This is a genomic window from Mycobacterium scrofulaceum (assembly GCF_001667885.1).
GTDB classification, from domain to species: domain Bacteria; phylum Actinomycetota; class Actinomycetes; order Mycobacteriales; family Mycobacteriaceae; genus Mycobacterium; species Mycobacterium scrofulaceum_C.
The window spans coordinates 101,141-125,243 of sequence record NZ_LZJW01000049.1; the positions used below are offsets into that span (position 1 = coordinate 101,141).

Below are 24,103 nucleotides of genomic sequence, written 5' to 3' on the forward strand. Positions count from 1 at the left end.
CGCTAGCCGGAGACGCTCGCCACCATGAGCAGGACGTCGGCGATCAACAGCGCCCAACCGAACAGGGGCACCGCGATGCCGCCGCGACGCTTGGCGGTGAACAGGGAAATCACGATCACCACGACGGCGACGGCAGGGGCGCCGTAGAACGCGACCCCGAAATCGATTCCCCCGTGGCCCGGGCAATTGCCGTCGGCGCAGCCGTCGGTACTCATCACCGCTCCCAGCGCGAAAAGCATCACGATGGCGGCAGCGGGCACCGTGGCCAGCGCCAGCGCCCAGTTGACCCAGGGCCACACGTTGCGGCCGCCACTTCTGGGTCCGCTGCCACCCTGCGCGGGGCCGGTCGCACCGGACGTTCCGCTGCCCACCGCGAGGTTGGAGTTGTCAGCGTTCATCCCAGAGTTCCTACCCGCCGCCTATCGCGCGCAAACGGGGCCGGGCGTGCGAGTGGCGGCCGGTGCGGTCGTCGACCGCAGGTCAAGGGCCTCACGAGGGCCGCCGCGGCATCACCCGTTGCATCGCGATCGTTTCCGATATATCGTGATACTTCGAAGCGCACAGACGGGTGCGCTCTCCGACAACGTGAGGACTACAAACAATGAGCAACCCATTCACTCCCCCCATCGGACCGTTCGCCGGTCAGGGCTTCGGCTTCGCCGCCGGCCCGGTACAGCGGCGCGCCCTGCACGGCGCCAGGCGCCAGGCCCGGCGCGAATTCTTCGAACACCTCCGCGACCACGCGGGGGACCAGGGATTCGGCCCTGGTTTCGGTCCCGGGTTCGGCCCGGGGTTCGGCCCCGGATTCGGTCCGGGTTTCGGTTTCGGCCCTGGCGGCCGGCGCGGCGGATGGCGACGCGGCGGCCCCGGTCGCGGCAAGCGCGGTGACGTCCGGGCGGCCATCCTGGTGCTGCTCGCCGAGCGGCCGATGCACGGCTACGAGATGATCCAGCAGATCGCCGAACGCAGCAACGGGCTCTGGAAGCCCAGCCCCGGTTCGGTCTACCCGACACTGCAACTGCTGACCGACGAGGGCCTGATCACCGCGAGCGAGAGCGAGGGCAGCAAGAAGCTGTTCGAGCTGACCGACGAGGGCCGCGCGGCGGCCGAGAAGGTCGAGACCCCGCCGTGGGACGAAATCGCCGAAGGCGCCGACCCGGGTCACATGAACCTGCGGGCGGCCATCGGCCAGCTGTTCGGCGCGGTCGCGCAGTCCGCGCACACCGCCACCGCCGAGCAGCAGCAGCGCATCGTCGAGATCCTCAACAATGCGCGACGCGAGGTCTACGGCATCCTGGGCGAGGACTAGGCCCTGACACAGCGGACCCTGGATCAGGTCACGTCGACCCAGTCCAGGGTCCGCTGCACCGCCTTGCGCCAACCGGCGTAGCCGGCGGCGCGCTGCTCGTCGGTCCACGCCGGCGTCCATCGCTTGTCTTCGTGCCAGTTGTCCCGCAGGTCGGACGGATCGGCCCAGAAGTCCACCGCCAAACCCGCCGCGTACGCCGCGCCCAGCGCGGTCGTCTCGGCGACCACCGGCCGCACCACGTCGACCCCGAGCACGTCGGCCTGAATCTGCATGCAGAGGTCGTTGGCGGTGATGCCGCCGTCCACCTTCAATACCTCAAGGCGCACACCGGAATCCGCCGCCATCGCGTCCACCACGTCGCGGCTTTGGTAGCAGATCGCCTCCAGCGTCGCGCGGGCCAGATGCGCGTTGGTGTTGAACCGCGACAGCCCCACGATCGCTCCGCGGGCGTCGGATCGCCAATAGGGCGCGAACAACCCGGAGAACGCCGGCACGAAATACACGCCGCCGTTGTCGGCGACCTGCCGCGCCAGCGACTCGCTTTGCGCGGCGCCGCTGATGATGCCCAACTGGTCGCGCAGCCACTGAACGGCAGCTCCGGTGACCGCGATCGAACCCTCAAGCGCGTACACGGGTTTGGCGTCGCCGAACTGGTAACAGACGGTGGTCAGCAGCCCGTTGTCCGATCGCACGATCGTCTCGCCGGTGTTGAGCAGCAAGAAGTTTCCGGTGCCGTAGGTGTTTTTCGCCTCGCCCTCCGCCAGGCACACCTGGCCCACCATCGCGGCGTGCTGGTCACCGAGGACCCCCGTGATCGGCACCTCGCCCCCGACCGGCCCCGTTTGCGCGGAGACGCCGTACGGCTGCGGCGACGACGACGGGGCGATCGCCGGCAGCATCGCACGCGGGATGTCGAAGAAGGACAGCAACTCGTCGTCCCAATCGAGGGTTTCGAGATTCATCAGCATGGTCCGGCTGGCATTGGTCACGTCGGTGACGTGCACGCCGCCGCGCGGGCCGCCGGTCAGATTCCACAGCACCCAGGTGTCCGAGGTGCCGAACAGGGCGTCACCGCTTTCGGCGGCCTCCCGCACCCCATCGACGTTCTGAAGGATCCACTGCAATTTGCCGCCGGAGAAGTACGTCGCGGGCGGCAGGCCCGCCTTGCGGCGGATGACCTCGCCACGGCCGTCGCGTTCCAGCGCCGACGCGATGCGGTCGGTGCGGGTGTCCTGCCAGACGATCGCGTTGTAATAGGGCCGCCCGGTGCGCCGATTCCACACCAGCGTTGTTTCCCGCTGGTTCGTGATGCCCAGCGCGGCAATGTCTTTGGCGGTCAGGTTGGCGCGGTTCAACACCGACATCAGCACCGAGGAGGTACGCTCCCAAATCTCGACCGGGTCGTGCTCGACCCACCCCGCCTGGGGCAGGATCTGTTCGTGCTCGAGCTGATGGCGAGCCACTTCGGCCCCGTCGTGGTCGAAGATCATGCAGCGCGTGCTGGTGGTTCCCTGGTCGATGGCGGCGACAAACTCGGACACGTCAGGAGTCCATCACGGTCTGCCCGGCACGACAAGCTCACGGCGTAGCTTGCGTTACCGCCGGTTACCCTGTTCCATCGGCGGTGTGGGCGAAGAGGTCAAGCGCACCACGTACAACAGCGCACATCGGCGGGAATACCGGCGCAAGCTCCAGTTATGCCTGGACGTCTTCGCGACGATGCTGGCGCAGTCGCGCTTTGACGCCGACAAGCCGCTCACGGGCATGGAGATCGAGTGCAACCTCGTCGACGCCGATTACCAGCCGGCGATGTCGAACCGCGACGTGCTGGACGCCATCGGGGATCCGGCATTCCAGCCGGAATTGGGTGCCTACAACATCGAATTCAACGTGCCGCCCCACGCGCTGCCCGGACACACCGCGCTGGACCTGGAAGGCGAGGTGCGGGCCAGCCTGAACGACGCCGAGATCAAGGCCGGAGTCGGCGGGGCGCACATCGTGATGATCGGCATCCTGCCCACGCTGATGCCCGAGCATCTGGTTGCCGGCTGGATGAGCGACTCGCGCCGGTACGCCGCGCTCAACGACTCGATCTTCACCGCCCGCGGCGAGGACATCCCGATCAACATCTCCGGCCCCGAACCGCTGAGCTGGCAGGCCGTGTCGATAGCGCCCGAATCCGCCTGCACCAGCATCCAATTGCACCTGCAGGTCGCGCCGGAGACGTTCGCCGCCAACTGGAACGCGGCCCAGGCGGTGGCCGGGCCGCAGCTAGCGCTGGGAGCCAACTCGCCGTACTTCTTCGGCCACCAGCTGTGGGCCGAGACGCGCATCGAGCTGTTCACGCAGTCCACCGACACCCGGCCCGAGGAGCTGAAGTCCCAGGGTGTGCGGCCGCGGGTGTGGTTCGGTGAAAGGTGGATCTCTTCGGTCCTCGACCTGTACCAGGAGAACATCCGCTACTTCCCGCCGCTGCTGCCCGAGGTGTCCGACGAGGATCCGCTCGCCGAGCTGGCCGCGGGCCGGGCGCCGCGGCTGGCCGAAATGCGGCTGCACAGCGGCACCGTATACCGATGGAACCGGCCGGTCTACGACGTGGTCGACGGGCGACCGCACCTGCGGCTGGAGAATCGGGTGTTGCCGGCCGGCCCGACCGTGGTGGACATGCTGGCCAATTCGGCCTTCTTCTACGGCCTGCTGCGTAGCCTTTCCGAGGACCACGAGCCGGTCTGGGCGCGCATGGATTTCGCTGCGGCACAAGCGAATTTCCTCGAGGCGGCGCGCAACGGCATCGACGCCCGGGTGCAGTGGCCGGGATTGGGCGAGGTGCGGGCCACCACGCTGGTCCTCGACACGTTGCTGCCCATCGCCGACGAGGGACTGCGCCGCTGGGGTGTGGACGCAGACGTGCGGGACCGCTTCCTGGGGGTCATCGAGGGCCGCGCCCGGACCGGCCGCAACGGCGCCAGCTGGCAGGTGTCCACCGTGCGCGCGCTGGAAGAGACCGGGATGACCCGTCCGGCGGCACTGGCCGAGATGCTGCGCCGGTATTGCGAGCACATGCACGCCAACGAACCGGTGCACACCTGGGAGTCCTGACCGCGGGGTACGTTGAAAACCATGCCGGACGATCAGGTCATGGACTGGGACAGCGCATACCGGGAGCAGGCGCACTTCCAGGGTCCGCCGCCGTGGAACATCGGTGAACCGCAACCGGAACTGGCCGCATTGGCCGCGGCCGGTAAGTTCCGCAGCGACGTGCTGGACGCCGGCTGCGGGGTCGCCGAGCTGTCGTTGGCGCTCGCCGCCCAGGGCTACACGGTGGTCGGTGTCGACCTGACGCCGACCGCGGTCGCGGCGGCCACCAAGGCCGCCCAGGACCGCGGCCTGACCACAGCGAGCTTCGTGCAGGCGGACATCACGTCGTTGCGCGGTTACGACGGCCGGTTCTCCACCGTCGTCGATTCCACGCTGTTCCACTCGCTTCCGGTCGAGGGCCGCGACGGCTACCTGAGCTCCATCCACCGCGCGGCCGCGCCGGGAGCCAGCTTGTTCGTCCTGGTGTTCGCCAAGGGCGCCTTTCCCGCAGAGATGCAACCGAAGCCGAACGAAGTCGACGAGGACGAACTGCGCGCCGCAGTGAGCAAGTATTGGGAAATCGACGAGATCCGCCCGGCATTCATCCTGTCGAATGCCGTCGAGATTCCCGATGCGCCCTTCGAATTCCCGCCGCATGACCGCGACGAGAAGGGCCGGACCAAGATGCCCGCCTACCTGCTGACGGCGCACAAGGCGGCCTGACTCTCAAGCCGACGTCGCCGCGGTCGCGGCGATCAGCGCCTCGGCGAAGGTCTCCAGGTCGCCGGTGGTGGTGTCGACGTGCGGCGAGATCCGCAGCACCGGCCCGGCCAGTTGCAGGGGCGCCCGCTGCACGCCCACGAAGGTAGTGAGGATCCGCCGCTCGGCGAGCAGCCACGATCGGACCGCTTGCGGGTCGGCGCCGTCGACGGGGGCCAGCGTGGTGATGGCGCTGGGCTCCTCGACCTCTTCGACCACCGCCCAGCCGGCCACGTCGCCCAGCACCCGACGGCTGTCGCCGCCCAGGTCGGCAAGCCGCGCGCGCACGGCCTCCGGCCCGTACGCCAGGTGCTCGCCCAGCGCAAGCGAAAACCCAAGGCGGGCAGCGACATTGGCTTCACCGAATTCGAGTTGCTGGGCCACCGAGAAGGACCCCGCGAGCCAATCCGGTGCCGCCAGCCGCGGCCGCAGACCCTCCATCAGCTCACGGCGCACCGCGAGGGCACCGACACCGCGCGGCCCGGCGATCCACTTGCGCGACGACGCGTAGGTGACATCGGCCCCGACCGCGCAGTCCACCTGGCCAAGCGCCTGGGCGGCGTCGACCACCAGTGGCAGCCCCAACTCCCGGCACAGTTGCGCGACCATCGGCAGCGGCTGCACCACGCCGCTGTGGCTGCCGACCGCGGTCAGGTGGACCAGATCGGGCGGGTCGGCATCCAGGGCCAGCGCCGCGTCGTCGAGCGCCACCCGGCCATCCTCGAGCGTCGGCAGCAGCTGACGGTCGAATCCGTGGGCGTCCAGCAGCGCCAGATTGGGTCCGTACTCGCCGGGCAGGCACGCCACCCGGCGGCGGTCCGCCGGCCAGGCGCCGAGCAGCAGGTCCAGGGCGTTCAGGGAGCCCGTGGTGAACACCACTTCCGCGTCGGGCATGCCGGCCAGCGCGGCGAACGCCAACCGTCCGGCATCGAGCGCGGGCGCGGCGGCTTCGGCCGCGACGTACCCGCCGACTTCGGACTCGTTGCGCGCGTGCTGGGTGGCGGCGTCGATCACGGCAAGGCTTTGGCGCGAACAGGCCGCGCTGTCCAGGTGCAGCCCGGCCACCGGCAGGCGGGCCGCCCGCCATCGGTCAGCCAGCGATCCCGCGGGCGTCACTTGACGGCCAGCGACAACCCGAAGTCACCCGCGGCGTCCGTCCACCACCGGGTGGGACGCAGTCCCACGCCGGTCAATTCGGCGTTAACCCCGTCCGGGCGGAACTTGCACGACACCTCGGTGAGCATCTCCTCGCCGGCCGCGAAATCGACGGTCAGGTCCAACGCGTCGACGCGGACCCGCTGGGCGTGGCCGGCACGCAACCACATTTCGATGCGTTCCTCATCGGCGTTCCAGCGCGCTACGTGCTGGAAGGCCTCGACGTCGAAGTCGGCGTCGAGTTGCCGATTGATCACGGCCAGCACATTGCGATTGAACGCCGCGGTCACCCCGGCCGAGTCGTCGTAGGCGCGCACCAGGCGGTCGGTGTCCTTGACCAGGTCCGTCCCCAGCAGCAGAGTGTCGCCCGGCCCCATCTGGGCGGACAGGCTCGAGAGGAACTGCGCGCGCGGTTGGGGTGTCAAGTTGCCGATCGTGGACCCCAGGAACACGAACAGGCGGCGCCCGCCGGTCGGGATCTCGTTCAGGTGTTCCTCGAAATCGCCGCAGACCGCGTTGATTTCGACGCCCACGTATTCCCGCTGGATGGCCGCCGCGGCCGACGAGAGTATGCCGGCGTCGACATCGAACGGGACGAACCTGCGCAGCTGCCCGCGTTCCCGCAGCGCGTCGAGCAGCAGCCGGGTCTTCTCCGAGGTTCCACTGCCGAGCTCCACCAGCGTGTCGGCCTCGCTGGCCGCCGCGATGTCGGCCGAGCGGGCGCGCAGGATCTCGGCCTCGGCGCGGGTCGGATAGTACTCGGGCAGCCGGGTGATCTGATCGAACAGGTGGCTGCCCAACGAGTCGTAGAACCACTTGGGCGGCAACGACTTCGGCGTCTGCTGCAGGCCGTCGAACACGTCGCGGCGCAGCGCCCGGTAAGCGGAGTCGGCGGCCAGGTGGTTGGACAGAGTCAGCGTCATCGATAACCTTCCGAGTGATCCAGCGGGGTCAGCGCGACACCGGCCGCGGTGACCTCGACGAGGTGGCGGTCCGGCACGTCCTCCCAATCCGAGTCGTTGTCGTAGGGCTCGCTGGCCAGGACGACGCCGTCGGCGCGGCGCAGGATGGACAGCGTGTCACCCCAGGTGGTCGCCAGCAGGCGAGAACCGTTGGCGGCCAGGATGTTCAGCCGGGCGTTCGGATCGGCCGCCGCGATCTCGGTGATGGTCTCGGCGAGTGCGTCGAGTCCACGGTCGAAGATGGCGGCCGCGAGTAACGCACTGTCGCAAACCGATTCGGCCCGCGACGTCACGGGCAACACGGCGCGGTCGACCACGCCGTTGTGTGACAACAGCCACTGGCCGTCGGTGAACGGCGCCGTCGCGCTGACGTCGATCGGCATGCCGACCGTCGCCGAACGCACCGCGGCGACCACGCAGTGGCTGCGCAGCGCCGGCGCGATGGAGTCGAACGACACGTCGCCCCACAACGGCGCCTGGCTGCGCCAGCGGCGCGGCACTGGGCCGTCCGCGGAGCGGTCGAAAAACCCGACGCCCCATCCGTCGGCGTTGAGCAGGCAATGCTTTTGCCGCCGTGGGGCGTACGACTGCACCCGCAGGCCGTACGGCGGGTCCAACACCAGCGAGGAGACGGTGACATCGGAGCCGAGCCAGCCCAGGTGGCGGCACATCAGGCGGAATCCTCGACGTCCCAAGCCAACCGGACGCCCGAGAAGATCTGGCGCCGGATCGGGTGGTCCCAATTGCGGAAGCTCGGCCGCAGGATGCTGGACTCCACCGCCCACGAGCCGCCGCGCAGCACCCGGTAATCACCGTCGAAGAACGGCTGCGAGTAGCGCTCGTAGATCATCGGGACGAACCCGGGCCACGGCCGCAGCGGCGAGGAGGTCCACTCCCACACGTCGCCCAGCATCTGTTCCGCACCGTACGCCGAGGCGCCCGCCGGGTAGGCGCCGACGGGCGCCGGCCGCAACGCCGCGCCACCCAGGTTGGCCAGGGAGCCCGACGGCGGCTGCGACCCCCACGGATAGCGGCGCCGGCTGTCGGTGGCCGGATCCCACGCGCAGGCCTTCTCCCATTCGATCTCGGTCGGCAGCCGCCCGCCGGCCCACGCGGCGTACGCCTCGGCCTCGAAGTAGGTGACGTGCTGCACCGGCTCGTCGGCCGGGATGTCTTCGACGTGGCCGAACCGGGTGCGGGTGCGCCCGTCGGCGCTCCAGAACTGCGGCGCCGTGAGGCCCGCGCGTTGGCGATGCTCCCAGCCGCGCTCGGACCACCAGCGCGGCTGCCGGTACCCACCGTCGTCGACGAAGTGCCGCCACTCGCCGTTGGTGACCGGCACCCGGCCGATCCGGAACGCCGGCACCTCGACGACGTGCGCGGGCCGCTCGTTGTCCAGCGAATACGGTTCGGTCGCCGCGTCCACGCCCAGCACGAACGGGCCGGCGGGCACCAACACCGAGGTGCCGGCCACGCCTTGCCGGCCCGGCGGTAAGGCCACGGTGTCGCGCAGCAGCGGGGCGCCGCTGCGCAGGTTCAACGCCTGCAACATGGTTTCGTCGTGCTGGTTTTCATGGCTGATCACCAACGCGAACGGGAAGCTGTCGGCGTCCTCGGGCAGGGCGTCGAGGGCGTCGAGGGCGGCCGACCGCACCGTCCGGCAGTACGCCCGCGCGCGGTCCGGGGACAGCAGCGGCAGCTCGACCCGGCTCGCGCGGGTGTGCACGAACGCGTCGTAGAGCCCCTCGACGGCGGCCGGCAACATGCCCGGACGGCCGGGGTCACCGCCGCGCAGCAGCCAGAACTCCTCCTGCTGACCGATGTGGGCGAGGTCCCACACCAGCGGGCTCATCAAGGGGTCGTACTGCCGGTACAGTTCGGCGTCGTCGAATTCGACCAGCCCCAACGTTCGCGTCCGCGCCCGCGCCAAATCGTCGGCAAGGCTCGCCCGGCATGACGACTGCAGACCAAGCGCCGCGGGCACCACCCGCATGCGGGGGACTTGCCGCGGCGGGCCGACACCATCAGGAGAACTCACAGCCCCCCTCGCGCCAGGCGCGCCACTGTGGGCGCGATGCCGTGCTGGATCACCTGATCGGAGAAATCGTCGCCGGGACATCGGCACCGCTCGACCGCGTCGACCAGCCGCTGCATCGAATCCACGAGTTCCGGCGGCGCCATCTCGGCGGCGATCGCCACGCACTTGTTGGCCGCGGCGTACAGCCGCCGGTCGCGCAGGCCGACCCGGGCGGCGGTGTCCCAGGCGGTGGCCACGGGTTCGACCGCCTCGGCGGCGGATTCGGCCGCGCCGGGGTCGTCGAGCAGGGCCGTCAGGGTGAACACCACGGCCGGCCAATACTCGTCCGGCACGCTGTCGAGATAGCGGATTTCCAGCCACTGCCTCGGTCGCACGGGCGGAAACAGCGTGGTCAGGTGGTATTCCAGGTCGGAAACGGTGGGGCGGCGGTCGCCGAGCAACACCCGGCCGTCCACCCAGTCGGCGAAGGGCACCCATTGCGTGACCGCGGCGGCGTCCGGTGCGTGCACCAGCATCACCGGGGCCTTGAGCGCGTAGCGCGCCCAGTCGGTTCCGGGGTCGTCGCCGCTGGCGCCCAGGACCGGCCCGCACCGCGCCGAATCCATCTGGCCCCACACCCATTGCCGGGTGGAGGCCCACCCGGTGAACTCGCCGCGCAGCATCGGGGAGTTCGCGGCCATCGCGATCATGGTGGGCCCCAGCGCGTGCGCCAGCCGCACGCGCGCGGCCCAGCCGGCCCGCGGCCCGGCGTCCAGGTTGACCTGGATGGATGCGGTGGACGTCATCATCGCCGAGCCCGCGTCGCCCGAGCGGCTGGACGCGAAGAACTCCTCCATCGCGCGGTAACGCGCGCCCGGGTTGATGCGTTTGGGCGGGCGCAGCGGGTCCGCCCCGAGGAAAACCAGCCCCAGCCCGGCGGCGGCGAACGCCGACCGCAGCACGGCCTGATCGCGCCGCATCCCCTCGATGGCGCTGACCACCCCGTCGGCCGGCGGACCGGACAGCTCCACGGCACCGCCGGGCTCCAAAGTGATCCGGCTGCCGCCGGGCAGCTCGGGCAAGCCCTCCAGCACCTGGCCGATCTCGGCCCAGCCGGGCCTGCGGTACGGGTCGGCCGGGTCGTGGCAGTGGCCCTCCAATTCCAGACCCACGCGCCCCAGCGGGCCGTCCACCAGGCAGCCGTCGGCGATGTAGCGCGCGGCGGCCTGCGAGTCGGCCATCTCGGGGCCGGCCAGCTCGGAGCCCGCGGTAGTGATAGCGGCGAACGTCATATCACTATCCCTTCGGGCCTGAGCAAGCCTGAACACGCGTCGGCGGACCTGTCTCCCCACCCAGCCCAGGGGACGGCAACCGCCACTTCTTCATCTAGCAGATGGCCCCGACATATTCCCGATCGTGCCGATTTTCAAGCCTGCCCGACCCGGCTCCCGAACCCCGCTCACTGCCCCAGCGCATTCTGCATTGCCCCGGCCAGCACGTTGACCGCCGGCCCGGCGTTGCCAGATTGGCAGACCTTGGCTTGCAGCAACACGTTTTCGCGCAGCCTGGTTTGATTGAAGCAGCGCCGATCGGTGCCGGCTTCCTGCTTGGTCCAGTTCGCGTCGGCCGGACCGGGCGGCCCGCCGTCGAACGACCACACCTGCGTGGACCCGTTGTCCAGATGCATCGCGGTGGTCTGGCCCGAGCAGCCCACCGTGCGATCCACGACGCGGTGGAAGGCGCGGCCCGCGGCGTCGTCGGTGGCGAACACCCCGACCGCCTGCTTGACGAAGTGGGTCTGGTCGTTGGCCGACGTCTGCGTGACGGCACCGTTGAAGGACGCGAGGTCCGGGTCGTCGTACACCTCGGGCAGCCCGATGTCGGCCCAGTTGTTGCACACCGCAACGTCCACCCAGTCGCCCTGGACCGGTCGGGTGAACACCGACTCCCAGCCCATCGGGCCGCCCACGATGTTGCCGACCGACCCCTTGCCCAGCACGGCGTAGTTCACCACCCCCGGGTCCGACGGGTGGGCGGTCGCCACGGGGGGCGCGACCGCGCCCCCGATGGCCAGGCCGATGGTGATCACGGCCGCGCGAACCCGCATGGTCATTCAAGCGATCATGCCAGGACGGCGGCGCGTTGGTCAGCCCCCGTTACCCCGCACGCCCTCTTCGACCTTCTTGCCGAGGTCGGGGTCGACGTTGCGCCAGTACTCGAACACCCGCGACAGCACCGGCTCCTTGACACCCTTGGATACGTGGCCAATGATGTTGTGCGCCAAGCGGTCCCGGGCAGCGTCGTCGAGGACGTCGCGGACCATGGTGCCGGCCTGCCCCCAGTCGTCGTCCTCGGCGTGCAGCGTGTACGCGGCTCGCACCATGTCGCCGTCCGCATGCCAGCGGATCTCCGCTGCGCGCGCCGGGTCGGCGTGCGGACCGCCGAACGAGTTCGGCGCGTAGACGGGGTCGGACACGTTCTTGACCCGCATGGCACCGTCTTTCGAGTAGCTGTTCACCTCGACCTTCGGCTCGTTGACCGGGATCTGCCGATAGTTGGTCCCCAGCCGGGCGCGGTGCGCGTCGGAGTAGGAGAACCCCCGGGCCTGCAACATCTTGTCCGGGCTCAGCCCGGTGCCCGGCACGGTGTTGTTCGGCTCGAACGCCGCCTGCTCGATCTCGGTGTGATAGTCGGTGACGTTGCGGTTCAGCGTCATCTTGCCGACGTCGATGAGCGGGTAGTCGCCATGCGGCCACACCTTGGTCAGGTCGAACGGATTGAACCGATAATTCCGGGCTTCCTCGTACGGCATGATCTGCATCTTGAGGGTCCAGCTGGGATGGTTGCCGCCCTCGATCGCCTCGTAGAGGTCGCGCTGGTGATAGTCGCCGTCCTCGCCGGCCAGTCGGTCCGCGTCCTCCTGGGGCAGGAAGTCGATGCCCTGGTCGGTGATGAAATGGTATTTCACCCAGAAGATTTCACCGCCGGCGTTGATCCAGCTGTACGTGTGGCTGCTGTAGCCGTTCATGTGCCGCCACGACTTGGGGATGCCGCGATCGCCCATCAGCCAGGTCACCTGATGCGCGGACTCCGGTGAGAGCGTCCAGAAGTCCCACTGCATGTTGTGATCACGCAAATTCGTTGCCTGCATGCGTTTTTGAGACCGGATGAAGTGCTGGAACTTCATCGGGTCGCGCATGAAGAAGACCGGCGTGTTGTTGCCGACCAGGTCGAAATTGCCTTCGCTGGTGTAGAACTTCAGCGCGAAGCCACGCGGGTCACGCCACGTGTCCGGGCTGCCGCGCTCGCCGGCGACGGTGGAGAACCGGGCCAGCATCTCCGTCTTGGTGCCCGGCTGGAAGACCGCCGCCCTGGTGTACTTGCTGACGTCATTGGTGACCTCGAAGGTGCCGAAGGCTCCGCCACCCTTCGCGTGCGGCTGACGTTCCGGGATCCGTTCCCGGTTGAACTGGGCCATCTGCTCGATCAGGTAATGATCCTGCAGCAGGATCGGCCCGTCGGGACCGATCGTCAACGACTGGTCGTCGCTGGGCGCAGCGATGCCGGCGTCATTGGTGGTGAAACGCTCCGTCATGTCGCTATCTCCTTGTTTGATGGGCTGCCCTCAGGTATTGGCGACGAATACTCCTGTGCGCCAATAACTATGCTCCTTTTCTGGACCACGTCAAGAAACGTGTCGGCCGCTATGGACGCGGTGCCGGCGCGGCGGGGGTCGGGCTGACGGCGCTCGCCGGCGGCTGGCTCGGGCCGCTCAGACCGGGTCCGCCGGCCGGCCCGCCGGGCCCGCCCGGACCACCGGGGGGCATGGGCACGATCAATCCCGGGCCGCCATAGCCCCACTGGCCGCTCGGGCCGGGTCCCCACGGACCGTTGCCCGGTCCGGGTCCCCACGGACCGTTGCCCGGTCCGGGGCCACCGGGCCCCCCACCCGGCCTGAACATCGGGCCGTGGTGATGGTGGCAGTGGTGGTAGTAGCCGTAGACGAACGCACCGACGAAGAAGACCGTCGAGATGATGAAGACGATGCCGGCGACGATGATCACCCACGCCGCGGCCGTGTACAGCGCCGGCGGTTTCACGCGTTCTGCGGGTGGGGGCGCGGGTGCGGCGGTTGCGGCGGGAGTCGGCGGTGGCGTCGGTCCGGATGTCTCGGTCATGCCTTGAATAGTGCCCGGGGCCCCTGCGGGCCTAACAGGTTGGCCGCAGAAAACTTGCTGTGAATCCCTGCGCGGCGCTCGGTTGCCGGTGACACAACGACGCGCAGCCCGGTGCTCTCACGAGCACCGGGCTGCTGGTTGTTCAGTGTGCGGTTTGGACTACGGCGTCCGGGACGGGGCGACCGACGTCGGGATCTGGCTCGGGCCGGGGGCGCCGGGGGTCGCCGCGCCGGGTCCGCCCTGCTGGATGCCGGCCGGTCCACCCTGCTGCGCACCCGGGCCACCCGGGCCGCCCATGCGGTGCGGGTGCATCCACGCCGCGTGGTGCTTGTGGTGGTGATGGCCGTGGTGGCCGCCGCGGTGGCCGAGGATGAAGCCGGTGAAGAAGATGACCGCGACGATGAACACGATCCCGGCGACGATGGCGACCCACGCGGCGAGGTGGAAGACGCGTGCCGCCCGGTAGGGGGCTGTGGCTGCCGCGGCGGCTGCCGGAGCAGTTGCGGTGGAGGACCGCGTGGTGGGGGTTTCAGATGTTTCACTCATGAGACAAATGATGAAGCCGTTAACAATAGTTGCGGCTATGCATCACTTATGTAGCAGCTGTGAGTGATTCGCGCCTCAGGACGTCACTGTCCCGAAGCCGGCTGGAGCCGTTCGGACAGCATGAACCGGTGCCCTTCGGGAGATCGCAGACCCATCTCGCGCCTGCCCCACGGCTCGGTGGTGGGCGCTTTGATGACGTCGGCGTGCTGCGCGACGGCGCGGCGGTAGAAGGCGTCGACGGAATCGACCGTCAGGTACGCGAGGTAGCTGTGGTCGCCCAGCCGGGCCGCAGGCACGGCGTCGGGGCATCGACCGAGCCGGAAAGTCACGGACCCCGCGGCGCAGAACGTCCAATTTCCAGGATCCGGTTCGGTGATGTCGCAGCCGAGCACCGACCGAAACCACTCAGCGGCCCCGTCCAGATCGTGCACTGCGAGCACCGGGTCGGCGCTGATGAATTCCATGGAAGCAGTGTGAACGACGACGAACCCGGCTCGCCGAGCGCTGCTCCCTACTCCGGTTTGAGCGGGTTGACCGCGAACTGGATCACCCGGTACGGCGCGGCCACGCGCGCGCGGGTGTCCCATTGGCTCACGAAGATTCGCAGCTCGTCGAGCGTGGACCCGGGCGAGATGTAGCCGCCGTACGGTTGCGCGAGCCGGTTGTCACTCGGCGGCGGCAGGCTTTCCGCCGGATCCGGCCACTCGTCGTGCTGGACCACCGTGGTGACCGGCGCGTCGCCAAGGGCTGTCGGGTCGGCGGCGACGCGGACCTCCATGTTGCCCGTGACCGCGTTGAAGTAGGACAGCACCGCCTTGCCGTCGATTTGCCGGATGCACAGTTCGCCGACCGCTTCCGGCCACAGCGGTGTGGGCGGCTTGCCCCAGCCGCCGCCCGGCCCGGCCGCCCACCCCTGCCATCGGGATCGGTCGGTGAAGGACTGCGGGGTGGCCCGGTAGAGGACGACGGGGTCGCGGCGGGTGAAGCTGTCGGCAACGATGTACACCCAGCCGGTCGGCGACTCCGGGGTGGGGATCGGGTCGTAATAGCCGCTGATCTGCGTCTGCGAGCCCCCCTGGTAGGAGGCGGGCCGGCGCGACCCGGGAATGGTCTGCCACCCGGCCCGCGCGGGCTCGGCCGTCACGAGCCGCGAGCTTTGCGGCTCCAGGTTCTTCGTCGTCGTCACCATCACGTAGTTGCGCCGGTTGATCTGCACCACTCCGGCGGGCAACTGCGAGGCACCCGGCGGGGTCGGATCAGCCAGGAGCGGTTTGCTGATACCGGTCACGCCGGTGTAGCGAACGCCGCCGGGGTCGTCGACGGACGCGGTGTCCACACGAAGCGCCACCGGCGCGTACCAGCCGCCGAACCCGACGCCCTGGCCGGCGAAGCTGTCCCCGCAGACCTGCAACAGTTCGGCCGGGAACTCGACGAACTCACAGAGGTCGGTCGCGCCGATGCCGTAGTCCCCGGTGGGCGTGCCCGTGCCGGCGGTCGGGCCGATCCGCAACACCTGGCCGGGCGCCAGCGGCCCCACGATGGGCTCGGGTTCCGGCGCGGGCGGGTCCGCGTGTGCGCGCCAAAACCATTGCGGGGCAATCAAAGCCAGTGCAAGCGAGCACCGCGCGACCAGTCGGGTAGGGGCGGTGCTCACCCGCTTCTCACAGCTGGGCGGCCAGCAGCTCGGCGATCTGGATGGTGTTCAGCGCCGCCCCCTTGCGCAGGTTGTCCCCGGAGACGAACAGGGCCAGCCCGCGCCCGTCGGGCACGCCCGGGTCGTGCCGGATGCGGCCGACCAGGGACTCGTCGACGCCCGCGGCCGCCAACGGCGTCGGCACGTCGACCACCTTCACCCCGGGCGCGCCATCGAGCAGCTGCCGGGCGCGCTCGGGCGACAGCGGCCGGGAGAATTCGGCGTTGATCGACAGCGAGTGCCCGGTGAAGACCGGAACGCGCACGCAGGTTCCGCTCACCGCCAGCTCCGGGATGCCGAGGATCTTTCGGCTCTCGTGACGCAGCTTCTGGTCCTCGTCGGTCTCGCCGGAGCCGTCGTCCACCAGCGAACCGGCCAGCGGCACGACGTTGAATGCGATCGGCGCGACGTAGGTCTTGGGCGGGGGGAACTCGACCGCGGAGCCGTCGTGCACCAGCTGCTCGGCGCCGTCGATGACGGCGCGGGCCTGTGAGGCCAGCTCATCTACTCCGGCCAGCCCGCTGCCGGACACCGCCTGGTAGCTCGAGACCACCAGGCGCACCAGCTCGGCCTCGTCGTGCAGCACCTTGAGCACCGGCATCGCGGCCATCGTGGTGCAGTTCGGGTTGGCGATGATGCCCTTCGGTCGGCGATGGGCGTCCCTGTCGAAGTTGACCTCCGACACCACCAGCGGCACGTCGGGGTCCTTGCGCCACGCCGACGAGTTGTCGATGACCGTCACCCCCGCCGCGGCGAAGCGCGGCGCCTGCACCAATGACATGGTCTTGCCGGCGGAGAACAACGCGATGTCCAGGCCGGCCGGGTCCGCCGTCGCGGCGTCCTCGACCTCGATCTCCTGCCCGCGGAATTCCAGCTTGCGGCCCTGCGAGCGGGCCGACGCGAAAAACCGCACGGATGTGGCCGGGAAGTCCCGCTCCTCGAGCAACCTGCGCATCACCTGGCCGACCTGGCCGGTGGCGCCCACCACGCCTATTGACAGCCCATTAGCGCCCATGTCTACCTGCCGGTCCCCGCATACACCGTCGCCTTCTCGTCCCCGCCAAGCCCGAACGCCTCATGCAACGCCACCACGGCCTTGTCTAGTTCGGTGTCGCGGCACAGGACCGAGATGCGGATCTCCGAGGTGGAGATCAGCTCGATGTTGACGCCGACGGCGGCCAGGGCCTCACAGAAGGTCGCGGTGACGCCGGGGTGGCTGCGCATGCCCGCGCCGATCAGCGACACCTTGCCGATGTGGTCGTCATAGAGCAGCTGGGTGAACCCGATCTCGTCCTTGAGCGCGTCCAGCTTGGCCACCGCCGTGGGCCCGCTGTCCCGCGAGCAGGTGAACGTGATGTCGGTCTTGCCGTCCTCCACCTTGGAGACGTTCTGCAGCACCATGTCGATGTTCACGTCCGCGTCGGCGACGGCACGGAAGACCCGCGCCGCGTACCCGGGGATGTCGGGGATGCCGACGACGGTCACCTTGGCCTCGCTGCGGTCGTGCGCGACTCCGGTCAGGATGGGGTCTTCCATGGCTATGTCCTTGATCGATCCGACGACGACGGTGCCGGGCTTGTCCGAGTAGGACGAGCGGACGTGCACCGGAATGTTGTACCGGCGGGCGTATTCCACGCAGCGCAGCATCAGCACCTTCGCGCCGCAGGCTGCCATCTCGAGCATCTCCTCGAAGGTCACCTTGTCCAACCGGCGCGCGTTGTGCACGATGCGCGGGTCCGCGGTGAAGATGCCGTCCACGTCGGTGTAGATCTCGCAGACGTCGGCGCGCAAGGCCGCGGCCAGGGCCACCGCGGTGGTGTCCGAGCCGCCGCGACCCAGCGTGGTGACGTCCCGGGTGTCCTGGCTGACGCCCTGAAAGCCGGCGACCAGCACGATGCGGCCTTCGTCGAGCGCGGCCTGCAGCCGGCCGGGGGTGACCTCGATGATCTTCGCGTTGCCGTGCGTGCCGGTGGTGATGACGCCGGCCTGCGAGCCGGTGAAGGAGCGCGCCTCCGCGCCGAGCGACTCGATCGCCATGGCCACCAGCGCGTTGGAGATGCGTTCGCCGGCGGTCAGCAGCATGTCGAGTTCCCGCGGCGGCGGGGCCGGGCACACCTGCTGGGCCAGGTCCATCAGGTCATCGGTGGTGTCGCCCATGGCGGAGACCACTACGACGACGTCGTTCCCCTGCTTCTTGGTCGCGACGATGCGTTCGGCGACGCGGCGGATCCGGTCGGCGTCGGCCACCGATGATCCGCCGTACTTCTGCACGACCAGCGCCACGTTATGTTTCCCGCAATCTTCCCGCCCTTGGGCACGTTTTAAGTCCACAACAGAATACGTGGCTGCACATAACGGTTTACGCCCCGATGCCGAGCCCCACACGCTGCGGTTTCGTGATGATTTTCGGGGATTTTCCTCCCGGGCGCCAATCGCGGTAGAGTTCAGGGCGTGCAGCGGGTGCTCCTCCTCGGACGCCGCGACGGGGTCTGATCCAGACCGGCTTCCCGTCGCGGGTGTTCGCGATGCGCCGGTCTGAGGTTCCTTCTGACACCCCCGGAGCAACTACCGTGACTTCCAATCCCGACGCCTATACGTCAGCCCGATCGATCGTCAAACCCGCGGGCCCGCCCCGCCCCGACCAGCCCGCCTGGAATCCGCAGCGTGGTTCGGCGATGCCGGTCCACCGGTACCGGTCCTTCGCCGAGGAAGTCGAGCCCATCCGCCTGGCCGACCGCACCTGGCCCGACCGCGTCACCGACCGCGCCCCGCTGTGGTGTGCGGTGGACCTGCGCGACGGCAACCAGGCGTTGATCGACCCGATGAGCCCGACCCGCAAGCGCCGCATGTTCGACCTGCTGGTGCGCATGGGTTACAAGGAGATCGAGGTCGGCTTCCCGTCGGCAAGCCAAACCGACTTCGACTTCGTCCGCGAAATCATCACCGACGGCGCCATCCCCGACGACGTCACCATCCAGGTGCTGACGCAGTGCCGTCCCGAGCTCATCGAGCGCACCTTCGAAGCGTGCGAGGGCGCGTCGCGGGTCATCGTGCACTTCTACAACTCGACGTCAATCCTGCAGCGCCGCGTGGTTTTTCGCGCCGACCGGGCGGCGGTACAGGCCATCGCGACCGACGGCGCCCGCAAGTGCGTCGAAGAGGCCGCCAAATACCCCGGCACACAATGGCGTTTCGAATATTCGCCGGAGTCCTACACCGGAACCGAGCTCGAATACGCCAGGCAGGTGTGCGACGCCGTCGGGGAAATCATCGCCCCGACACCGGACAACCCGATCATCTTCAATCTGCCCGCCACGGTGGAGATGGCCACTCCCAACGTCTACGCCGACTCGATCGAGTGGATGAGCCGCAACCTGGCCAATCGGGAATCCGTCATCCTGAGCCTGCACCCCCACAACGACCGCGGAACGGCCGTCGCCGCAGCGGAATTGGGCTTCGCCGCGGGAGCCGACCGCATCGAGGGCTGCCTGTTCGGCAACGGCGAGCGCACCGGCAACGTGTGCCTGGTGACGCTGGGGCTCAACCTGTTCTCCCGCGGCGTCGACCCCCAGATCGACTTCTCCAACATCGACGAGATCCGCCGCACGGTCGAGTACTGCAACCAGCTTCCCGTCCACGAGCGTCACCCCTACGGCGGCGACCTGGTCTACACCGCGTTCTCCGGCAGCCATCAGGACGCGATCAACAAGGGCCTGGACCAGATGAAGGTCGACGCCGACGCCGCGGACACCGACGTCGAGGACATGCTGTGGCAGGTGCCGTATCTGCCGATCGACCCCAAGGACGTCGGGCGCACCTACGAGGCGGTGATCCGGGTCAACTCGCAGTCCGGCAAGGGCGGGGTGGCCTACATCATGAAGGCCGACCACGGCCTGGCCCTGCCGCGGCGGCTGCAGATCGAGTTCTCCCAGGCGGTGCAGAAGATCACCGAGGGTGAGGGCGGGGAGGTCTCCCCGAAGGAGATGTGGGACGTGTTCTCCGAGGAGTACCTGGCCCCGGTGTGGCCGCTGGAGCGGATGAAACAGCGCGTCGAGGCGTCGGAAGAAGACAGCGGCGCCACCACGATCGCGGCGACCGTGAAGGTCAACGGGGTGGAAACGGAGATCAGCGGCGCGGGCAACGGGCCGCTCGCGGCCTTCGTCCACGCGCTCGGTGATGTCGGGTTCGACGTCGCGGTCCTCGACTACTCCGAGCACGCGATGAGCGCCGGTGACGACGCGCAGGCCGCCGCCTACGTGGAGGCGTCGGTGAACGGCCGCACCGTCTGGGGCGTCGGCATTGCGCCGTCGATCACCACCGCGTCGCTGCGCGCCGTCGTGTCGGCGGTCAACCGCGCGTCCCGGAATTAACGCATAGCGTCAGCTCGCGCGGCCATTGCGCCGAGCCGATACCCAGCGGCGAACGGCGGTTCGCGGCGGCCTCGGGAAATAGGGCATCAGGTGCCGGGTGCGTTCCGTGTCTTCGTTGAGATCGTGCAGCCGGGCGGTGAGCAAGTCCGTCATCAGCAAATGGCCCTGGTCGGTGCCCTCCGCCGACACCACCCGCAGCGGCCTGCCGTCCGATTCGGCGAAAACATTTGCGGCGTGCCGCAATGTGGCCTGGGCGTTTATCGTGCCGCCCGCCGGTTCGGGCGACGGCCCGGGACGCGCCACTTCGGCGACCAGAAATGCCTCCAGCGGGTCGGTGGTGTAGTCGCGGGTCAGGTGCATGCCGCTGCGGGCGATCTTTTCGGTGAGCACCGAACGCGCCAGCAAGAGAACGGAGATCACGTACGCGGTGACCGTAGCGATGATCACCGGAAGCATCGCGGGCCACGCGCGGGTGAGCTCCAGAGTGAACATGATGGCCGTCAGCGGCGCCCGCATGATGCCGCACACCACGGCGGCCAGGCCCAACATCGCCCAAAAGTCCGGAAACACGGGCGGCAGCCAGTGCCCGACAAAGGCGCCGAGTGCACTTCCGATCATGAACACGGGGGCGAATACACCGCCCGAAGTCCCCGAGCCGAGTGACAGCGCCCAAATTGCGGTCTTCACCACGAGAATGCCGACGATCAGCGACAGTCCAGCGTGCCCGGAGAGAAGTGAACCGATCACGTTGTAGCCCACTCCGAGGGCGCGCGGTTCGATCAAACCGCCGATGCCAATGATGAGACCACCGAGCGCCGGCCACCACATCCAATGGATAGGCAGACGCGGAAAGACGCTCTCGGCCCAGTAGACCAAGTGCGTCGCACCGAGTGCGACCGCGGCGCCGGCGATCCCGACCACGACCGCCAAAGCATCAATAGGCCAGTGTATTTCGGCGTTCCAGGTAGTGACCGGAAATATCGGCGCGTGACCCAGGATCAACAGCCGCACCACGGTGGCTACGGCTACCGAGCCGGCGACGGGTACCAGGCTGCGCGGCCGGAATTCGAACAGCAGCAACTCAACCGCCAGCAAGATGGACGCGAGCGGAGCGTTGAAGGTGGCCGCGATGCCCCCGGCGGCGCCGGAGGCAAGCAGAATCTTTCGCTCGTCCGCGGTCAGATGCAAGAACTGGGCGACCACCGAACCCGTCGCGCCGCCCGTCATGACGATCGGGCCCTCGGCACCGAACGGGCCGCCGGTACCGATGCTGATGGCCGCCGAGATTGGTTTCAGGATAGCCACTTTGGGCTCGACACGGCTGCTACCGGTGAGGATCACCTCGATCGTCTCGGGCATGCCGTGGCCGCGAACCTGATCAGACCCGTACCGAGCCATCAGACCGATCACCAAACCACCCGCGACGGGGGCACCCAGGATCAGCCACCACGGATGATGATTAGCGACGGGCGACACTAGGGCATCCGAGACTCGTTGATAGAAGACAAGATTGGTGACGAGCCCGATCAGCTGGAGCAGACACCACGCCACTCCCGCCGATAGTGCGCCGACGAACAGCGCGATGCCGGTGATCAGCAACACCCGCCGGTCGACGGCGAAATCGGCCAACGGTCCACTCACTGAAAGCTTTGTCCTCACTGCTGGCGTGGACGACGCCGCCATGCGGTCATCGGTTCGAGATCGGTCCCCAGAACGCCACGCGCGCGAGGCGTTTGCGCCTCGCGCTGACATGCCGACGGTATTCATTAGCTTCAGGGCAACGCCTGGGGAGTTCCCGGGTTCCGGCTGAGAAGTTGCTGGAATCGAACGGCCCGGCGCCCGCGGGGGTTAGGCCGGGAAGAACGCGCGCAGCAGTCGTTCCACCAAACCGGCGGGTTCGCCGGGGGCACCCCCGATGGTCAGGTTGCTGAACACGTAGCCGTTGAGCAGGCGGCTCAGCTCCTCCATCTGCTCCGGGCCGGGCGTGTAACCCGCGGCCTCGAGGACCAAGGTGGCGGACTTCACCGCGGCCGCCTGCAGGTCCTTGAGCAGCGGCCGCAATTCCGGCCGGCGCGTGCCCTCCATGAACAGCTCGAACCGGGCCAGCGTGAACCGCCGGGCCTGTTCGTCCGGCTCGGAGATCATTTGTGTGATCAGGGCTTTCACGCCGTCGCGGGTGAGCGGCCCGATCGCCGTCCGCAGCGCCTCGACGCGCCGCCAATGCAGGTCGACGGTGCGGGCGGCGGTGGCTTCGAGCAGGGCCTGGCGGGTCCGGAAGTAGTTCGAGGTCGTGCCCGCGGGCAGGCCCGCCCGGTCGTCGACCTGGCGATGCGTCAGGCCACCGATGCCCACGTCGGCGAGGATGTCGATCGCGGCGTCGAGCAGCTGCGCGCGGCGCTCCGGGTTGGGTGACATCAGGGCTGAAAGCGCAGTCGCCAGAACATCGTCAGGAACGCCGGATAGACGACGACCAGCAGCAGGTAGCTGAACCACATCGGAAACCAGGTCACGAACGTTAGGTCCCTGATCACGTAGTCGAGGTAGACGTGCAACGGCACGCTGCCGGCGATGTAGACGACCGACGCGGTGAACAGCGTTCGATGCCGGTTGCTGGAAAACCGGACGCGCCGCCACACCAGGATGCCGGTGATCCCGGCGTAGGTCATCGGGACGAGCAGGAGCCGGTCGTTGGTCAGCGTCGCGACGTGCTGCAGGGTGAGGACGTCGCCGAAGATCACGCGGTATAGATGCAGGGCCAACCCGAGTGAGATGGTCAGCATCGCCGCCGGGCGGAAGAAATAGCCGTGGCGGTGGTAGGACCTCCTCCACGACCCCGTTTGTACTACATCCGTAGTGGAACTCATGCCGCGACCATACCACTACGCGCGTAGTGGTGCAATGCTCAGAACAGCGCCAGCTGCTGGTCGACCGTGGTGGTGTCGGTGAACTCCTCCATGCTGGTGCCGCCGACGACCGCGCGGATGGACTCCATGAACTGTGCGTCGGAGACCACCGGCACCCCGAGCTGCTTGGCCAAGTAGCCCTTGCCCTGATCCGGGGCGGGGTCGTTGCAGACCACCAGCGAGGTCTCCCCGTCGACGGCGTCGCTGTAGGCCAGCCCGGCATGCAGGATGCGTTCGACCAGTTCCTCGTGGGTGCGGCCGACCTCGGCCGCCAGGGCCACCCGCATGCCCTGCACCAGCGGCCGGCCGGACACGTACAAACCGGGATTGAGGTACGGGCAGGGCATCCGCGAGGCCAGCACCTTCAACGGACGCAACTCGTCGTGGGTGACACGCCCGTTCGGCCACCGTCGCCGGGTCACCGGATGCACGGGCAGCCAGATGTCGCGCTCACGCGCCCGCTTGAGCGCCGACGCCAGCACACCGGTCAGCACCAGCGCGTCATCGAAGGCGTCGTGCGGCCGTTCCTGCGTGACACCCCAGTGGGCGGCGAGGGTCTCCAACCGCAGGTTGTCGATGCCCAGGTCCAACCGCCGGGCCAGCTCGACGGTGCACATCACCGAGTCGATCGGCAGCTCGGCCTCGGCGAGCTCGGCTTCCGCGGCCAGGAACGCGTAGTCGAACGCGACGTTGTGGGCCACCAGCGTGCGGCCGTCCAGCACCTTGACCACGTCGTCGACGACGTCGGCGAACTGCGGCTGGTCTTCGAGCATGGCCGCCGTCAGGCCGTGCACGTGGGTTGGCCCGGGGTCCACCCCGGGGTTGAGCAAGCTGACGACGGATTGCTCCACGCGTCCGTCGGCGTCGAGGCCCAGCACCGCCAGGCTGATGACCCGCGCCTGACCGGGCCGAAAACCCGACGTCTCGACGTCGATGACGGCCCAACCCCCGTCCGGCTCGCTGGCCGGCCGCCCCCAGGACACCCGGTTCATGTCGACAGGATGGCACGTCGGACCGACATCGCCGGGTCACTGCGCTGCCGTGTCGGTCGCTGAATTCGATGAGGGCGGCAGCGCCCGGCGCCCTGCGCCGCGCTCGCGATCGCCCTTGATTTGATGAGGGCGACCCGCAGC

23 protein-coding genes are annotated in these 24,103 nt (G+C 68.8%); 4 read left to right on the forward strand and 19 right to left on the reverse strand.

All coding sequences use genetic code 11. The features are described from left to right. Window positions 1-2: 2 nt before the first annotated feature. Window positions 3-398: a hypothetical protein gene (locus A5681_RS06575; RefSeq protein WP_067270875.1), complete on the reverse strand. Its 396-nt coding sequence runs from the start codon at window positions 396-398 to the stop codon at window positions 3-5. A 203-nt stretch (window positions 399-601) separates the two neighbouring features. Here A5681_RS06575 and A5681_RS06580 point away from each other — a divergent pair, with 203 nt between their 5' ends. Next, a complete protein-coding gene (locus A5681_RS06580; RefSeq protein WP_067270879.1) occupies window positions 602-1,309 on the forward strand; it encodes a PadR family transcriptional regulator in 708 nt (235 codons plus the stop codon). 23 nt (window positions 1,310-1,332) lie between these two features. Here A5681_RS06580 and glpK read toward each other — a convergent pair whose 3' ends face one another. Next, window positions 1,333-2,799, reverse strand: coding sequence for a glycerol kinase GlpK (gene glpK, locus A5681_RS06585; protein ID WP_067271052.1), 1,467 nt, complete (start codon window positions 2,797-2,799; stop codon window positions 1,333-1,335). 136 nt (window positions 2,800-2,935) lie between these two features. On the opposite strand from glpK, the gene A5681_RS06590 reads away from it, so the two are divergent. Beyond that, window positions 2,936-4,408 carry a glutamate--cysteine ligase gene (locus A5681_RS06590; RefSeq protein WP_067270881.1) on the forward strand — a complete coding sequence of 491 codons (1,473 nt, stop codon included), beginning with the start codon at window positions 2,936-2,938 and terminating at the stop codon, window positions 4,406-4,408. Between the two features lie 21 nt (window positions 4,409-4,429). After that, window positions 4,430-5,110: a class I SAM-dependent methyltransferase gene (locus A5681_RS06595; protein WP_067270884.1), complete on the forward strand. Its 681-nt coding sequence runs from the start codon at window positions 4,430-4,432 to the stop codon at window positions 5,108-5,110. A 3-nt stretch (window positions 5,111-5,113) separates the two neighbouring features. On the opposite strand, the gene egtE is transcribed toward A5681_RS06595, so the two are convergent. The 13 genes from egtE to A5681_RS06660 all read right to left on the reverse strand — a co-directional run bounded on the left by egtE (window position 5,114) and on the right by A5681_RS06660 (window position 17,980). Beyond that, on the reverse strand, window positions 5,114-6,262 hold the full coding sequence (gene egtE, locus A5681_RS06600; RefSeq protein WP_067270888.1) for an ergothioneine biosynthesis PLP-dependent enzyme EgtE: 1,149 nt from the start codon (window positions 6,260-6,262) through the stop codon (window positions 5,114-5,116). Continuing rightward, window positions 6,259-7,224 carry an L-histidine N(alpha)-methyltransferase gene (gene egtD / locus A5681_RS06605; RefSeq protein ID WP_067270891.1) on the reverse strand — a complete coding sequence of 322 codons (966 nt, stop codon included), beginning with the start codon at window positions 7,222-7,224 and terminating at the stop codon, window positions 6,259-6,261. Before egtD ends, egtE begins: the two co-directional genes overlap by 4 nt. Continuing rightward, entirely contained in the window at window positions 7,221-7,934 is a 714-nt protein-coding gene (gene egtC, locus A5681_RS06610; protein WP_067270895.1) for an ergothioneine biosynthesis protein EgtC, read from the reverse strand. Before egtC ends, egtD begins: the two co-directional genes overlap by 4 nt. Continuing rightward, on the reverse strand, window positions 7,934-9,256 hold the full coding sequence (gene egtB / locus A5681_RS06615; RefSeq protein WP_067270900.1) for an ergothioneine biosynthesis protein EgtB: 1,323 nt from the start codon (window positions 9,254-9,256) through the stop codon (window positions 7,934-7,936). The genes egtC and egtB overlap by 1 nt, the downstream gene beginning before the upstream one ends. 41 nt (window positions 9,257-9,297) lie before the next feature. Continuing rightward, window positions 9,298-10,572: an ergothioneine biosynthesis glutamate--cysteine ligase EgtA gene (gene egtA / locus A5681_RS06620; RefSeq protein ID WP_067270904.1), complete on the reverse strand. Its 1,275-nt coding sequence runs from the start codon at window positions 10,570-10,572 to the stop codon at window positions 9,298-9,300. A gap of 167 nt (window positions 10,573-10,739) precedes the next feature. Beyond that, complete coding sequence (locus tag A5681_RS06625; RefSeq protein WP_156737880.1) at window positions 10,740-11,387, reverse strand: sensor domain-containing protein; 648 nt, start codon at window positions 11,385-11,387, stop codon at window positions 10,740-10,742. Window positions 11,388-11,426: 39 nt separating this feature from the next. Beyond that, window positions 11,427-12,875: a catalase gene (locus A5681_RS06630; protein ID WP_067270912.1), complete on the reverse strand. Its 1,449-nt coding sequence runs from the start codon at window positions 12,873-12,875 to the stop codon at window positions 11,427-11,429. Between the two features lie 109 nt (window positions 12,876-12,984). Further along, a complete protein-coding gene (locus tag A5681_RS06635) occupies window positions 12,985-13,458 on the reverse strand; it encodes a hypothetical protein (protein WP_067270918.1) in 474 nt (157 codons plus the stop codon). A 159-nt stretch (window positions 13,459-13,617) separates the two neighbouring features. Further along, the gene (locus A5681_RS06640; protein WP_067270921.1) at window positions 13,618-14,004 is read right to left on the reverse strand and encodes a hypothetical protein; all 387 of its coding nucleotides are present in this window, start codon (window positions 14,002-14,004) and stop codon (window positions 13,618-13,620) included. Between the two features lie 83 nt (window positions 14,005-14,087). Beyond that, window positions 14,088-14,468, reverse strand: coding sequence for a VOC family protein (locus tag A5681_RS06645; protein WP_067270925.1), 381 nt, complete (start codon window positions 14,466-14,468; stop codon window positions 14,088-14,090). Between the two features lie 47 nt (window positions 14,469-14,515). After that, entirely contained in the window at window positions 14,516-15,658 is a 1,143-nt protein-coding gene (locus tag A5681_RS06650; RefSeq protein WP_067270928.1) for a DUF4185 domain-containing protein, read from the reverse strand. A gap of 7 nt (window positions 15,659-15,665) precedes the next feature. Beyond that, window positions 15,666-16,712: an aspartate-semialdehyde dehydrogenase gene (locus A5681_RS06655; protein ID WP_067270931.1), complete on the reverse strand. Its 1,047-nt coding sequence runs from the start codon at window positions 16,710-16,712 to the stop codon at window positions 15,666-15,668. 2 nt (window positions 16,713-16,714) lie between these two features. Continuing rightward, window positions 16,715-17,980 carry an aspartate kinase gene (locus A5681_RS06660; protein WP_067270935.1) on the reverse strand — a complete coding sequence of 422 codons (1,266 nt, stop codon included), beginning with the start codon at window positions 17,978-17,980 and terminating at the stop codon, window positions 16,715-16,717. Window positions 17,981-18,222: 242 nt separating this feature from the next. Between A5681_RS06660 and leuA the strand changes: the two genes are divergently transcribed. Next, the gene (leuA, locus tag A5681_RS06665) at window positions 18,223-20,067 is read left to right on the forward strand and encodes a 2-isopropylmalate synthase (RefSeq protein ID WP_197498522.1); all 1,845 of its coding nucleotides are present in this window, start codon (window positions 18,223-18,225) and stop codon (window positions 20,065-20,067) included. A 9-nt stretch (window positions 20,068-20,076) separates the two neighbouring features. Here leuA and A5681_RS06670 read toward each other — a convergent pair whose 3' ends face one another. From A5681_RS06670 to A5681_RS06685, 4 genes are all read right to left on the reverse strand, one after another. After that, window positions 20,077-21,708 (reverse strand): chloride channel protein, encoded by a 1,632-nt coding sequence (locus A5681_RS06670; RefSeq protein WP_231996227.1) that lies wholly within the window; start codon window positions 21,706-21,708, stop codon window positions 20,077-20,079. Window positions 21,709-21,915: 207 nt separating this feature from the next. Continuing rightward, a complete protein-coding gene (locus A5681_RS06675; protein ID WP_067270942.1) occupies window positions 21,916-22,482 on the reverse strand; it encodes a TetR/AcrR family transcriptional regulator in 567 nt (188 codons plus the stop codon). Then, entirely contained in the window at window positions 22,482-22,931 is a 450-nt protein-coding gene (locus A5681_RS06680; RefSeq protein ID WP_067270945.1) for a hypothetical protein, read from the reverse strand. Before A5681_RS06680 ends, A5681_RS06675 begins: the two co-directional genes overlap by 1 nt. Before the next feature lie 38 nt (window positions 22,932-22,969). Further along, on the reverse strand, window positions 22,970-23,962 hold the full coding sequence (locus A5681_RS06685; RefSeq protein WP_067270949.1) for a DEDDh family exonuclease: 993 nt from the start codon (window positions 23,960-23,962) through the stop codon (window positions 22,970-22,972). Between the last annotated feature and the right edge of the window lie 141 nt (window positions 23,963-24,103).